At 74.1% G+C, this 13160-nt stretch carries 10 protein-coding genes and 1 riboswitch; of the genes, 1 reads left to right on the top strand and 9 read right to left on the bottom strand.

Going from position 1 to position 13160, the window contains the following annotated elements; genetic code table 11:
- Positions 1–326: 326 nt before the first annotated feature.
- The 6 genes from ACFVU7_RS04635 to ACFVU7_RS04610 form a co-directional block, all read right to left on the bottom strand.
- A complete protein-coding gene (locus ACFVU7_RS04635; RefSeq protein WP_074001299.1) occupies positions 327–1268 on the bottom strand; it encodes a Ppx/GppA phosphatase family protein in 942 nt (313 codons plus the stop codon).
- Entirely contained in the window at positions 1265–1936 is a 672-nt protein-coding gene (locus tag ACFVU7_RS04630; RefSeq protein WP_079271855.1) for a DUF501 domain-containing protein, read from the bottom strand. The genes ACFVU7_RS04635 and ACFVU7_RS04630 overlap by 4 nt, the downstream gene beginning before the upstream one ends.
- The gene (locus ACFVU7_RS04625; protein ID WP_079271918.1) at positions 1908–2429 is read right to left on the bottom strand and encodes a septum formation initiator family protein; all 522 of its coding nucleotides are present in this window, start codon (positions 2427–2429) and stop codon (positions 1908–1910) included. Before ACFVU7_RS04625 ends, ACFVU7_RS04630 begins: the two co-directional genes overlap by 29 nt.
- A gap of 94 nt (positions 2430–2523) precedes the next feature.
- On the bottom strand, positions 2524–3810 hold the full coding sequence (gene eno, locus ACFVU7_RS04620; RefSeq protein WP_049651968.1) for a phosphopyruvate hydratase: 1287 nt from the start codon (positions 3808–3810) through the stop codon (positions 2524–2526).
- Positions 3811–4164: 354 nt separating this feature from the next.
- The gene (locus ACFVU7_RS04615) at positions 4165–5070 is read right to left on the bottom strand and encodes a transglycosylase family protein (RefSeq protein ID WP_074001297.1); all 906 of its coding nucleotides are present in this window, start codon (positions 5068–5070) and stop codon (positions 4165–4167) included.
- A gap of 5 nt (positions 5071–5075) precedes the next feature.
- Positions 5076–5244: riboswitch (cyclic di-AMP (ydaO/yuaA leader) on the bottom strand.
- Between the two features lie 221 nt (positions 5245–5465).
- Positions 5466–6803 carry a cytochrome P450 gene (locus ACFVU7_RS04610; RefSeq protein ID WP_388044288.1) on the bottom strand — a complete coding sequence of 446 codons (1338 nt, stop codon included), beginning with the start codon at positions 6801–6803 and terminating at the stop codon, positions 5466–5468.
- 288 nt (positions 6804–7091) lie between these two features.
- Here ACFVU7_RS04610 and ACFVU7_RS04605 point away from each other — a divergent pair, with 288 nt between their 5' ends.
- Positions 7092–7514, top strand: coding sequence for an SDR family NAD(P)-dependent oxidoreductase (locus ACFVU7_RS04605; RefSeq protein ID WP_049651970.1), 423 nt, complete (start codon positions 7092–7094; stop codon positions 7512–7514).
- A gap of 4 nt (positions 7515–7518) precedes the next feature.
- On the opposite strand, the gene ACFVU7_RS04600 is transcribed toward ACFVU7_RS04605, so the two are convergent.
- The 3 genes from ACFVU7_RS04600 to ACFVU7_RS04590 all read right to left on the bottom strand — a co-directional run bounded on the left by ACFVU7_RS04600 (position 7519) and on the right by ACFVU7_RS04590 (position 12971).
- Complete coding sequence (locus ACFVU7_RS04600) at positions 7519–8562, bottom strand: MazG family protein (protein WP_388044287.1); 1044 nt, start codon at positions 8560–8562, stop codon at positions 7519–7521.
- 2091 nt (positions 8563–10653) lie between these two features.
- Positions 10654–12309: a protein kinase gene (locus ACFVU7_RS04595; protein WP_388044286.1), complete on the bottom strand. Its 1656-nt coding sequence runs from the start codon at positions 12307–12309 to the stop codon at positions 10654–10656.
- On the bottom strand, positions 12306–12971 hold the full coding sequence (locus ACFVU7_RS04590) for a hypothetical protein (RefSeq protein WP_388044285.1): 666 nt from the start codon (positions 12969–12971) through the stop codon (positions 12306–12308). Before ACFVU7_RS04590 ends, ACFVU7_RS04595 begins: the two co-directional genes overlap by 4 nt.
- Positions 12972–13160: the final 189 nt, after the last annotated feature.

Raw genomic sequence — 13160 nt, 5'->3', positions numbered from 1 at the left:
GCGGTGGCCCCCACCCCTGGGCGGCCCCGCGCGAACGCACGGCGGAGCACCACCGGCCTGAGCAGCAACGATCCGCACAACGCCCGGGTTCCCGCACGTGATTTCGATTTTCAAACCTCAAACGAGGCCTGACCTGCGATCCCATGGGCCACCCGGCCGACGGGCCTTCGGTCCCACATTTCGGACGTAGTGGGCGGGCCGGTGCGGCGAATGGCCGGATCCCCATGTGAAGAAATTCACGAACTTTCCCACCCGCGCTCGGGCGCGCCCCGGCCCCGGCCCCCCGAAAGGGGTGCCGGGGCCGGTCGGGTAAGCCCCGCACGGGGTCAGGAGGCGATACCGAAGGCGATTCCGTCCAGGATGTCGTGCTCGCTCACGACCACCTCGGCGGCGCCGGTGCGCTCCATGATCTCCAGCAGTTCCAGCGCCCCGGCCGCGATCACGTCCACCCGGCCCGGGTGCATCGACGGGATGGCCGCGCGCTCGGCGTGGGTGGCGGCCAGCAGCTCCCGGGCGATCCCGGCGACCCGCTCCCGGCTGATCCGCGAGTGGTGGATCGCCGCCGAGTCGTAGCCGGGCAGGCCCTGGGCGATCGCCGACACCGTGGTGACCGTCCCGGCCAGGCCCACCAGGGTGGCCGCGCCGGTCAGCGGGACGACCTCCTCGGCCCGGTCCAGCTCGGCCCGCACGTGCGCCCGGGCGGCCTCGACCTGCGCCTCGGAGGGCAGCTCGGCGTCGCCGAAGTACCGCTCGGTGAGCCGCACGCAGCCGATGTCCACCGAGCGCGCCGCCTGCACGTCGTCCGTGCCGAGCACGAACTCGGTGGAGCCGCCGCCGAGGTCGAACACCAGGTACGGGCCGGGGAACTGACCGCCGGTCAGCTCCTTGGTGGCGCCCACGAAGGACAGCCGCGCCTCCTCCTCGCCGCTCACCACCTCGGGCTCGACGCCCAGGATGTCGCGCACGCCCTTGACGTACTCGTCGCTGTTCTCGGCGTCCCGGGAGGCGCTGGTGGCGACGAAGCGGACCCGCTCGGGGCCGACCCCGAAGCCGGAGATGACCTCCTGGTACTCCCGGCAGGCCGCGAAGGTGCGGGCCAGCGCGTCCGGGTGCAGCCGGCCGGTCCGGTCCACACCCTGGCCCAGCCGGTTGACGATCATCCGGCGGTCCAGGTCGGTGATCTCCCCGGTCTCCGGGTCGAGGTCGGCGACCAGCAGGCGGATCGAGTTGGTGCCGCAGTCGATCGCGGCCACCCGGGTCGCGCTCACTCGGACTCCCGCTCCGCCGCGGCGTCCTCGGCGGCCCGCTTCTTCGCGGCGCGCTCGGCGGCCTTCTGCTGCTTGGCGGCGATCACGGCCTCGTGGTCCTGCTCCTTGGCGCGGTTGCGGGCGACCCGCTCACCGGCCGCCTCGACCTCGGCCGGGGAGACGCACGGGCCCTTGGCCCACCAGTCCTCCAGCATGCCGATCGCCTCGTCGCCGAGCGGGTTGACGCCCTCGCCGGCCGCCAGCGAGTGGCCGACCAGCACGTGCAGGCACTTCACCCGGTCCGGCATGCCGCCGGCGCTCGGGAAGCCCTCCAGCACCTCGATCGCGTCGCGCCGGGCGATGTAGTCCTCGTGCGCCTTCTGGTAGGCGGCGGCCAGCTCCGGGTCCTCGGCGAGCCGGGCGCTCTGGTCCTTCATCACGCCCTCCGCCTCCAGGGTGCCGATCAGCGAGGCGGCCTTGGGGCAGGTCAGGTAGTAGAGCGTGGGGAACGGCGTGCCGTCCGGCAGCCGGGGAGCCGTCTCCACGACGTCCGGGTTGCCGCAGGGGCAGCGGTGCGCCACGCCGCGCAGGCCGCGCGGCACCCGGCCGAGCTGGGCGGCGATGGCCGCGACGTCGGCGTCGGAGACGGTGGGGTGGTTCTCAGTGGTCATGGGGGGAGGTGTCTCCAACGGGGGACGGTGGGAGGGGAAGGGGGGTGGCGGGGGCCGCCGCGGCGGTGTCGGCGGCGTCCACCGAGTCCCAGATGCTGGCGTACCAGGGCTTGGCGGCCTTCGCCTGGCCGGCGGCGCCGCCGGGCGCCGCGTTCGGCCCGGAGGCGGCCCCGCCCGCGGACGAGGAGGTCCTGGCGGAGGCCTGGCCGGCCGGGTCCACCGCGATGTACGGGGTCTCCCCCGGCACCGCGTAGTGCAGCCGGGCGCGGGCCTGCGCCTTGACGTACTCCGGGTCCTGCCAGCGGGCCTTCTCCCGGCGCAGCTGCTCGACCTGCTGGCGCGCGTGGTCGGCCTTCGCCCGCTGGGCGGAGATCTCGGCGCGCTGGGAGATGAACTGCCGCGTCGGGTAGGCGAGGATCGCCACCAGCGAGCAGAGCACCAGGACGAGGACGGTCGCCCGGCTCGTGAACCGGGGCCGGGCCGCCAAGCCCGGGATCCTCCAGCCAGCCATCTCCCGTATCCCCTCCTGGTCGCGACGGTGCCCCGCCGTCCACCCTACGGGGTGAACGGCGGGGCACCGGTCAGGCGTGCGCTACCGGGAGCGCTCAGCCCTCGTGGCGGAAGCGCGGGAAGGCGCCGCGGCCGGCGTACTCGGCGGCGTCGTCGAGGATCTCCTCGATGCGCAGCAGCTGGTTGTACTTGGCGACGCGCTCGGAGCGGGCCGGGGCACCGGTCTTGATCTGGCCGCAGTTGGTGGCGACGGCCAGGTCGGCGATGGTGACGTCCTCGGTCTCGCCGGAGCGGTGCGACATCATGCAGCGGTAGCCGTTGCGCTGGGCCAGCTCGACGGCGTCCAGGGTCTCGGTCAGCGAACCGATCTGGTTCACCTTCACCAGCAGCGCGTTGGCGGTGCCGGTCTCGATGCCGCGGGCCAGACGGGCCGGGTTGGTGACGAACAGGTCGTCGCCGACCAGCTGGACCTTGTCGCCCAGCTTGTCGGTCATGGCCTTCCAGCCGGCCCAGTCCGACTCGTCCAGCGGGTCCTCGATGGAGACCAGCGGGTAGGCGGCGACCAGCTCGGCGTAGTACTCGATGAGCTCGGCGGCGGTGAGGTCCTTGCCCTCGAACCGGTAGGCGCCGTCCTCGTAGAACTCGGAGGAGGCGACGTCCAGGGCCAGCGCGACGTCACGGCCGGGCACGTAGCCGGCCTTCTCGATGGCCTCGACGATGAGGTCCAGGGCCTCGCGGTTGGAGTCCAGGTTCGGGGCGAAGCCGCCCTCGTCGCCCAGACCGGTGGACAGGCCGCGCTCCTTCAGCACGCCCTTGAGCGTGTGGTAGACCTCGACGCCCCAGCGGACGGCCTCGGAGAAGGACTCCGCGCCGATCGGGGCGATCATGAACTCCTGGATGTCGACGTTGGAGTCCGCGTGCGACCCGCCGTTGAGGATGTTCATCATCGGGACCGGCAGGACGTGCGCGTTCGGGCCGCCCAGGTAGCGGAACAGCGGCAGGTCGCTGGCCTCGGAGGCGGCGTGCGCGACGGCCAGCGAGACGCCCAGGATGGCGTTGGCGCCGAGCGAGGACTTGTCCGGGGTGGCGTCCAGGTCCAGCATGGCCTGGTCGATCAGGCGCTGCTCGGTGGCGTCGTAGCCGACCAGCTCCGGGCCGATCTGCTCGATGACGGCCAGGACGGCCTTCTCGACGCCCTTGCCGAAGTAGCGGTTCTTGTCGCCGTCGCGCAGCTCCAGCGCCTCGAAGGCACCGGTGGAGGCACCCGACGGGACAGCGGCACGACCCGTGCTGCCGTCGTCGAGGCCGACCTCGACCTCGACCGTGGGGTTGCCGCGGGAGTCGAGGATCTCACGGGCTACGACGACATCGATGGACGGCACGAGGCATCTCCTTGCGAGAGCAGGGTCCGGTCTGACGGTGGTGCTGCCAGCAGGACGATTGCGGAGTCGTTACGACCAGAGCCTAACCGCCCGGGCTGCCGTGGCCGCGTCGGCCTCGGTCCCGTCTCACCGTGTGGCCCTGCTACCCACCGGTAGTTCACCTGCTTGTCCCAGCTTGTCCCACCGGAGCGGGCGAATGCGGACGAAGGGGACCGGTAGGACCGGCCCCCTTCGGACGGCGGGGTGGAGCGGCGTCGACGCCGAGCGCTCCGGCGCGGCGGCGGGCGCCCCGGCGGGCACCCCGGTCTCGGGGTGCTGCCGGCCGCGGGCGGTCCCGGCGTCGGGCGGGGCGGCTCAGCCGAGGTGCAGCACCTGGCCGGGCATGATCAGGTTCGGGTCGCCGCCGACGGTGGAGTGGTTCTGCTCGTACAGCGCGCTCCAGCCGCCGGACACGCCCTGGGCGGCGGCGATGGTCGACAGGGTGTCACCGGCACGGACGGTGTAGTCGTGGCCGGCGGCCTGCGGGGCCTGCTGCGCGGCGCGCGGGGCGTACTGCGGCTGGGCGGCGGCCTGGCCGGCGTACTGCTGGTAGACGCTCTGGTGGCTGGTCCAGTACCAGCCGCCGTTGTTCTGGTACCAGTACACCTTGGCGTCGGCGTCCCAGCCGGCCTTGCCGGAGAAGCCCGGGGTCTGCGGCTGCGCCTGCTGCTGCGGGGCGACCTGCTGGACCGGCTGCGCGGCGGGCTTCTGGGCCGGCTTCTGGGCGGCGGGCTTCTGCGCGACCGGCTTCTCGGCGGGCTTGGCGGCGGGCTTCGGGGCCTGCTGCTTGGGGGCGGACTGCGGCTTGGCGTCCGAGGAGGTGTCGACCGAGGCCGGGGCACCGCCCTTGGTCAGACCGGCCTTCTGGGAGCAGACCGGCCAGGCGCCCGGACCCTGCGAGGCCAGCACCTTCTCGGCGACCGAGATCTGCTGGGCCTTGCTGGCCTGGTTGGCCTGCGCCGCGTAGGCGGTGCCGCCGTACGCCTTCCAGGTGCTGGACGTGAACTGGAGGCCGCCGTAGAAGCCGTTGCCGGTGTTGATGCTCCAGTTGCCGCCGCTCTCGCACTGGGCGACGGAGTCCCAGGTGGAGGCCGGGGCGGCGGAGGCGCCGGTGGCGGTGAGGAGCGGCATCGCGAGTCCGACGCCGGCCACACCGGCGACGGCGATGGCCTTCTCGGCCTGGGTGCGACGACGGTGACGGCCAGTTCCAACGAACAGCATGAAGAGGTCCCTCTCCGTACGCCTGCGAGGTGAGCTGTCGGGTTCGGACCGGGAGGTGGCCCGGCCGCCGTACGCGGAAACGATTCCGCTCGGGCGGCTTCACCCCAAGCCGTGGGGAGACGGCAACAAACCTGGTTCCCCCGCCCCTGCCCAGGGTTCTGGTCGGTTTCCCGTGACGCGGCGGGCAGGATTCGGCGTTCCGCGTACGAGGTCCGCAGCTGCGAACTCCAGGGAGAGTAGACAGATCATCAGACCAATCACAAGCTCATATCACCGATATCACACAACAATTACGGCCCGTGTCCGATCGCCTACCAACAGCGGCGTTATGTCCGGATTGATGGGTGTTCACACCCCCGTCGGCGGGCGATCGGCGACGTCCCGTCAGCGCGATCTCAGCAGGTCGGAGGCGTCGAAGAGGCATCCGGAACGAGGTGCGGAGGGGCGTGCGGGGAACGGCTCTCCGGACTGAATTCCACCGGGAGTTCGCGCAGGCCACGCATGATCAGACCACCCCGCCAGCGCAGATTCTCCGGGCTTTCCGCGAGCCGCAGATCGGGCAGCCGGGAAAGCAGCGTGGCCAGCGCGGCACGCCCTTCGAGCCGCGCCAGCGGAGCGCCGATGCAGTAGTGGATGCCGTGCCCGAAGCCCAGGTGGGGGTTGTCCTTCCGGGCCAGGTCCAGGGTGTTCTCCGCCGCGAACCGGGCCGGGTCGCGGTCCGCCGCGGCCAGCACCACCAGCACCGGGTCGCCGACCGGGATGTCCACCCCGCCGATGGTCAGCGGACGGGTCGCGAACCGCCAGGTCGCCAGCTCCACCGGCCCGTCGTAGCGCAGGAGTTCCTCGATCCCGGTCTCCAGCAGCGCGCTCTCCCCGCGCACCACCGACTCCTGCAGCAGCCGGCGCTGCTCCGGATTGCGCAGCAGCGCGTAGGTGCCGTTGCCGATCAGGTTCACGGTGGTCTCGAAACCCGCGAACAGGAGGATGAAGGCCATCGCCGCGGCCTCGTTCTCGGTCAGGTGCTCACCGTGGTCGCCGGCCCGGATCAGGCCCGAGATCAGGTCGTCCCCGAGGTCCGCCCGCTTGCGGTGGATCAGCTCCAGCAGGTACGCCCGCATCCGCTTCACCGCCCGCCCCACGCCGCCGCGTTGGCCCCCGCCGTGGCGGATCATCATCCCTGCCCAGTCGCGGAAGTCGTCCTGGTCCTCGGCCGGCACCCCGAGCATGTCGCAGATCGCGTAGATGGGGAGCGGGAAGGCGAACTCGTGGATCAGGTCCGCCGAACCGCGCTGCGCGAAGCCGTCGATCAGCCGGTCGGTGAGCTGCTGCACCCGCGGCTCGAACTCGGCCACCCGGCGCGGGGTGAACGCCTTCGACACCAGCCGGCGCAACCGGGTGTGGTCCGGCGGGTCGATGTTCAGCAGGTGGGTCATCAGGTCCGCCTGCCGCTCGCCCGGGATGCCCACCCGGCCGGTGCGGTGCGCCTGCCCGCTGTGGTGCGCCGGGTTCTTCGACAGCCGGCTGTCCGCGAGCGCCTGCCGGGCGTCCGCGTACCTGGTCACCAGCCAGGCCTCCACCCCGCTCGGCAGGGTGGTGCGGTGCACCGGGGAGTGCTCGCGCAACCAGGCGTAGGCGGGGTACGGGTCGGCGGCGAACTCCCAGGTGAACAGCTGCGGGGCGGGGGCGTCGGACGACGGGGCGGCGGGCCGGGCGGGGACGGGCTGAGCTGGCATGGACCGACCGTATCCGGTGCGACGGGCCCGCCCTCCCTCCGGCGGGGCGCCGCTTCCCCGCCACTCCTCCGCCGCGCTTCCGCGACCGGACGCGTCGGGCGCGCCAACACTCCATGGCCGGTCCGTGGCCGGTCCGTGGACAGCTCTTGGCCGACTCTTGGCCGCGGGGCGGGCGTGAGCCTGGTCACCTGAGGGGTAATCCCTGTTGCGGAGGGTCAGGACGTGCCTACGATCCTCCGCAGTACGCGTGGGCGCCGGTGCGGTGTCGCCCACAGGGAGGAGCAGACCATGCGGGTCAGCGGGTCAGTCGTCGTCATCGCGGTCCTCGACGGCGGGTCGGGCGCGGGCCTCGCCCGCCGGTTCGCCGCCGCCGGCACCGCCGGAATGCTCATCGCCGACCAGTACGCCGGCATCGCCGAGGACCTCGCCGCCGAACTCGACCGGCCGGGCTGCCCCGTCGTCGGCGTCTGCGGCGACATCCGCCGCCCCAGCGACGTCGCCGCCCTCGTGGACACCGCCGAGAAGCACCTCGGGCCGATCGACCTGTTCGCCGTGGCCGGCCCCGACGGCGAGCGGATCATCTCGCTGGCGGACCTGCCCGACCACCTCGACCTGGAGCGGCTCGCCGAACTCGTCCTCCTCGTCGGCGAGGCCATCGGCGAACTCGTCCCGCCGCAGCGGCGCCCCGAGCGCACCGCCACGGCGGCCTGAGCGCCTACTCCCCGACCGGACCGAGGCCCTCGGCCGCGCGCACCGCGTCCCGGTAACCGCGCGCGGCCGACCGCAGCGCGGCGTCCACGTCCACCCCCGCGTCGTGCGCCCGCTGCACCACCGCGAGCAGCAGCCGGCCCGCCGAATCGGCCGTCAGCTCGGCCGGCAGCCCGTACGCCTCGTCCGGCACCCCCGTGAAACCCGCCCGGCGCACCCGCGACACCAGCTTCGCCGCGTACGCCAGCGAGGGCAGCCCGGCCGGCACGCCGTCCAGCACCGACTCGCGGTCCGCCTTCTCGGCCGCCTTCAGCTGCTCCCAGTTCGCCTCCGCCTCGGTGGCGCCCTCGACCTCGACGTTCCCGAACACGTGCGGGTGCCGGTACATCAGCTTCTCGATGATGTCCCCGGCCACGTCGTCGACGGTGAACGGCTCCGTCGGGTGGTCCTCGGCGATCCGGGAGTGGAAGAACACCTGGAACAGGACGTCGCCCAGCTCCTCGCGCAGCGTCTCCCGGTCCCCCGCCTCGATCGCCTCGACCAGCTCGTACGCCTCCTCGACCAGGTACTTCACCAGACTCTCGTGCGTCTGCTCGGCGTCCCAGGGGCAACCGCCCGGGGAGCGCAGCCGGTCCATCACCGTCACCAGGTCCAGCAGCCGCGACCCCGGCAGGTCGTACGAGCCGGGCAGCACCTCGATCTCCGGCACCTCGCCGGCGTGCTCCACCGCCAGCCGCGCCAGCGCGTCGGTCAGCCCCGGGTCCCCGTCCGGGCTGCCCAGCCACACCGTCGGCCCGGCCCCCGCGGGCTGCCCCGTCAGCAGCCGCGCCAACGCGGGCGCCGACCCGGCCGGCACCGCCTCCACGACCACCCCGGCCTGCCGCACCGCCGCCACCTGCGGATGCCCCTCGTCCCCCACCAGCACCCGCCCCGCCGACCGCAACGCCTCCCACGCCGGCCACGCCAGCAGGCCGGGAGCCACCCGGTGGGTGGTGGTCAGCAGGATCAACTTCGCGCCCGGAGTCTCCGTCGGCACAGCATTCGTCGTCACCCCCCGAACCTACCCCCGCACCCCCGCCCCGGGCCGGGCCGGGAAGCCACCACCCCGCTGTCCCCACCCCGCCCGCACGGGCACAGGAAGTCGACCCGGCCGACTTCCCACTCCCCCGCACCGGCCAGACCACCATCCCCGAGGCCCCCACGCATCCACGCGAGCACAGAAAGTCGACCCGGCCGACTTCCTACTCCCGCACCCCCGGAGGCGCCGCCCAGGGAAACACCACATCCACACGGTCGTCCGGCGGCCAGTGAGCCAGAGCCGCAACCGGCCACGACGGACGCCGTCCAGGGCAGCGCGGGAAGCCGCCGCCCTACTGACCTCCCCTACCCCTCCTGCCGTCCCCCACCACGCCCGCACAAGCACAGGAAGTCGACCCGGCCGACTTCCTACTCCCGCACCCCCGCCCCGCACCGGGAGGCGCCCGCCCAGGGAAACACCACATCCACACGGTCGTCCGGCGGCCGGTGAGCCCGAGCCGCAACCAGCTACTGGAGACGGCATCCCAGGCAGCGCGGAAAGCCAACCTCAGCCGCCGCTACCCGACGCCCCAGCCCTGCCGTCCCCCACCACGCCCGCACAAGCACAGGAAGTCGACCCGGCCGACTTCCCACTCCCAGCCGCCCCGCACCGGTCGGCGCCCGCACGGGGGAACGCCACGCCCACGCGGTCATCCGGCGGCCGGTGCGCCAGAGCCGAACCGGCCACGGAGGACGGCGTCCAGGAGGGGGAAGGCGCCGGGTGCTGGCGTGGCGGTTGCTGGCGGTTGGCGTGACAGCCGACGGCATGCACACGGCGCCTCGAACCCGGCCCGGCGCAGCCGACGGACCCAGCCGCCTTGCCAGTCACCGCGACGGCCCCAACAGCGCGGAGCCACCTCCCGGCATGACAGCCGACGGCACGCCCCGGCCGCCAACCGTCACACGGCGCTCCGGATTCGAATCGGCGCAGCCGACCGGACCCGACCCCCGTGCGGGCCATCGCGACGAACCCAACGATGCGAGCCGCCGGTCGGCATGACGCTCCTGACCACCAGCCGCCGCATGCCGCTCCGAGCCCCGCACGGCACGACGCGGCACGGCCGACCGGACCCGCTCCCGTTGCGGGCCGTCACGGGTGGGCCCGCCGATGCGAGCCGTCGATCGCCGCCCGCGACCGGTCCACGTCACCGACACGGTGCTGCCCGGTCGACGGCAGCTGCGGCGGCCGCTCCCCCGTCCCGGTGCGTGCCAGTACCGAAGCCGCACTCCTGCGGCAGATGGCTCCGGTCGTCCAACGGCGGGCGGCCGGATCCATGGAGCCGCCGCCGCACCAGCGGCGGCTCGGTCCTGCCCCACAGGTTGTCCGGCACCGACCACGGCGGTCTCCTTCCCACCGCCTGCCCAATGCCCCGCTCGTTCAGCGGCGGGGCGGGTGCCAGGGGCGGCGGCGAGAGTACGGGTGAAGCGGTCCCCACCCCACAGCCCGCCCGACACCCCGCCCCCTCAGCGGCGGGATGGGAGCCAGGGGGTGGCGGTGAGGGTGAGGGTGGAACGGTCTCCTCCCCACGGCCTGCCCGATGGCCCGCCCCTCAGTGGCGGGCGGGAGCCAGGGGTGGCGGTGGGAGTGGGGGTGGAACGGTCTCCTCTCCACGGCCTGCCCGATGCCCCGCCCCTCAGGGACGGAATGGGGGCCAAGGGGCGGCGGTGGGGGTGAGGGTGGCGCGGTCTCCTCCCCACAGCCCACCCGACGCCGCGCCCCCTCAGAGACGGGGCGCGGTCCAGGAAGCGGCGGTGAAAGTGAGGGTGGAACGGTCTCCTCCCCATGGCACACCCGACGAGCCGCTCCCTCAGCTGCGGGCGGGAGCCAGGGGTGGCGGTCGGGGTGAGGGTGACGCGGTCTCCTGCCCTTGCCTGACTGATGCCCCGCTCGCTCAGCGGCGGGGTGGGGGCCGGGGAGTGGCAGTGGCAGTGAGGACGAAGCAGTCCCCTCCCCACAGCCCACCCGACGCCGCGCCCCCTCAGAGACGGGGCGCGGTCCAGGAAGCGGCGGTGGGAGTGGGGGTGGAACGGTCTCCTCTCCACGGCCTGCCCGATGCCCCGCCCCTCAGGGGCGGGGTGGGGGCCAGGGGGTGGCGGTGGGGGTGAGGGTGGAGAGGGATTGGCGGAGGCGGCGGACGGTGGGGTGGTGGGGGCCGTCGCGGCGTTCGCGTTCGAGGAGGAGGGGGAGGAGCCACTGCCAGGCGTTCTGGGGGTCTCCGGTGGCGGCGAGGTGGAGGCCGATGCGTTCGCGGAGGTCGTAGCCGCGCTCGGGGTCGGTGTCGAGGCCGGATTCGAGGCGGGTGGTGTGGGCGGTGAGGAGGGCCTGGTACTCGGCGAGGGCTTCGGGTCCGTGGCCGAGCCGGTCGAGGCAGATCGCGGCGCGGTAGCGGTGGTCGAGGCCCTGGGGGCCGTGCGGGCCGCCGTCGGCGGTGGCGGCGAGGCGGCGGTACTCGGGGAGGGCCTGCTGGGGGTGGCCCTCGTGCAGGAGGGTGCGGGCGTAGATGCTGCGGATGGTGCGCACCAGGGGTGCGGCGTCGCCGAGTTCGGCCTCGGCCCGGGGCAGCAGGCGGGCGGCGAGGCCGAGTACCTCGGTGTGGCGGCCGGCGTCGACCAGGTCGGAGAGCCGGGCGCACTCGGCGCCGAGGTCCGGGCCCGCGGGAACCGGGGGTGGGGTCGGAGGGGTCGAAGGCGCGGGCGGGATGAGGAAGGGTCGCGGCTCGGAGCGGACCACCGACGGCGGGGCGGCCGGGGCAACCGGGGCGGCCGCCTCGGCCGGCGGCTGCGGCTGGTGCGGGTAGCGGAAGGGCCGGGCCGGGTCCGGCAGCGGGGTGTAGCGGGGCTGCGGGGCGCCGTGGGCCGGGGGCAGCAGCGGGAGCAGCCGCGCGTAGACGGTCCGGGCGTCGGCCGGGCGGTCGGCGGGCTGCTTGGCGAGCAGGTCGAGCACCAGCTGTTCCAGCGGCTGCGGCACCTCGGGGCGCAACTCCCGCAGCGGGACGGGCGGTTCGTCGACGTGCCGGCGCAGGACGCCGAGCGCGGTGGGGGCCCGGAACGGCTCCTCCCCGGCCAGCATCTCGTGCAGCAGGCAGCCGAGCGCGTAGAGGTCGCTGCGCGGGTCGGTGGTGGCGGCGAGGGCCTGTTCGGGGGCCATGTAGGAGGGGCTGCCGACGGGCACGCCGGTGAGGGTGAGCCGGGTGGTCTCGGTGTCGAGGGCGGTGGCGATACCGAGGTCGAGCAGGACGGTGCGGCCGTCCTCGCGGACCATGACGTTGCTCGGCTTGAGGTCGCGGTGGACCACCGGGATGGCGTGGACGGCGGCCAGCGCGGTGCACAGCTGCGCGGCGACGGCCGCCGCGCGCTCGATCGGGAAGGGCGCGTCCTCGGCGATGAGGTCGGCCAGGCTGACGCCGGGGATGCGCTGCATGACGAGGTAGAGCTCGCCCTCGTCCTCGCCCGCGTCGAAGACGGTGACCAGCCCGGGGTGGTCGAGCGCGGCCGTGACCCGGCACTCGCGCAGGAAGCGGCGGCGCAACTCGTCACCGTGGCGGGCCCGTTCGCCGCCGGAGCCGGTCCCGCCGGGGACCAGGTGCTCGGGGCGGAGCAGCTTGACCGCGACCGGGCGGTACAGCCGTTCGTCCTGGCCGGCCCAGACCTGGCCCATGCCGCCGTGGCCGATCTTCTCGGTGAGCCGGTAGCGGCCGGCGATCAGCCGGGTGGCGGTCACGGCCGGTCCTCGCGGGCCTGGCGGCGCAGCAACTCGCCCAGCTCGCGCAGGTCGTGGGCGGTCTCGGGGGCCGGGGTCACCGGGCCCTGGGCGGCGGGAGCGGGCACGCCGTACCCCGGCACGGTCGCCGCGTACGGCGAGACGTCGGGCACCGCGTACGGCGAAACGGCCTGCGGTACGCCCGGCGGTACGGCCCGCGGCGCCGGCCGCCCGGCCAGCCAGACCGCGCGGCTGTCCATCACCAGGAAGTGCGCCGTCGGCAGGAGCCAGAGCACGGCCAGGGTGATCGAGCCGGTGGTGTCGGCGGCCGGATTCTTCAGGGTGCCCGCGATCCCGGCGGAGACGATCATGGTGAGCAGCAGCGCGCAGAACACCGCCGCGCCGAGGATGTCGTACGCCCGTCGGCGCCGGACCGCCAGCAGCAGCGAGGGGACGGCCCCGAGCAGACCGAAGGTGAGCAGCGGGGCCAGCGCGCAGAGCACCCGCGCGACCACCCCGAACCGCCCGGGTACCGGAGCCTGTCCGGCCACCGCCACCGGCCGGGGCAGCCCGCCCGGCAGTCCGCCCGGCACCGTGCCCGGCGCGTACCCCTGCCCCGGCCCCGGCCCGTACGGCGTTCCGCCGGGCGGCGGTCCGAACTGCCCGGGGTACTGCCCTGACATGCGCGCTCCTGAGCTGGTGAGGACCGGCACCGACGGACGGTGCGAACGGCTGCGCCCACCGTACCGCCAGGCCCGGTCGCCCCGGAGGGCTTCCGTCCGCCTGCTGCCGCATCGGTATCACGCCGGTACCGCGCCGGTACTGAGCCGTGGTCACCTCCGGAACGGACCCCACCCCTCCCTCGGCCACCG

This window comes from Kitasatospora sp. NPDC058046 (assembly GCF_042885595.1).
In the GTDB taxonomy this organism is placed as follows: Bacteria; Actinomycetota; Actinomycetes; order Streptomycetales; family Streptomycetaceae; genus Kitasatospora.
The sequence above is the reverse complement of the archived record's forward strand: the minus strand, read 5'-3'. Positions and strand labels throughout refer to the sequence as shown.

What these genes read in the sequence shown, in the direction of transcription:
- ACFVU7_RS04625 (WP_079271918.1), bottom strand. Translation starts at nt 2,429, where the DNA reads ATGGCTGGCTGGAGGATCCCGGGCTTGGCGGCCCGGCCCCGGTTCACG.
- ACFVU7_RS04615 (WP_074001297.1), bottom strand. Translation starts at nt 5,070, where the DNA reads ATGCTGTTCGTTGGAACTGGCCGTCACCGTCGTCGCACCCAGGCCGAG.
- ACFVU7_RS04610 (WP_388044288.1), bottom strand. Translation starts at nt 6,803, where the DNA reads ATGCCAGCTCAGCCCGTCCCCGCCCGGCCCGCCGCCCCGTCGTCCGAC.
- ACFVU7_RS04605 (WP_049651970.1), top strand. Translation starts at nt 7,092, where the DNA reads ATGCGGGTCAGCGGGTCAGTCGTCGTCATCGCGGTCCTCGACGGCGGG.
- ACFVU7_RS04590 (WP_388044285.1), bottom strand. Translation starts at nt 12,971, where the DNA reads ATGTCAGGGCAGTACCCCGGGCAGTTCGGACCGCCGCCCGGCGGAACG.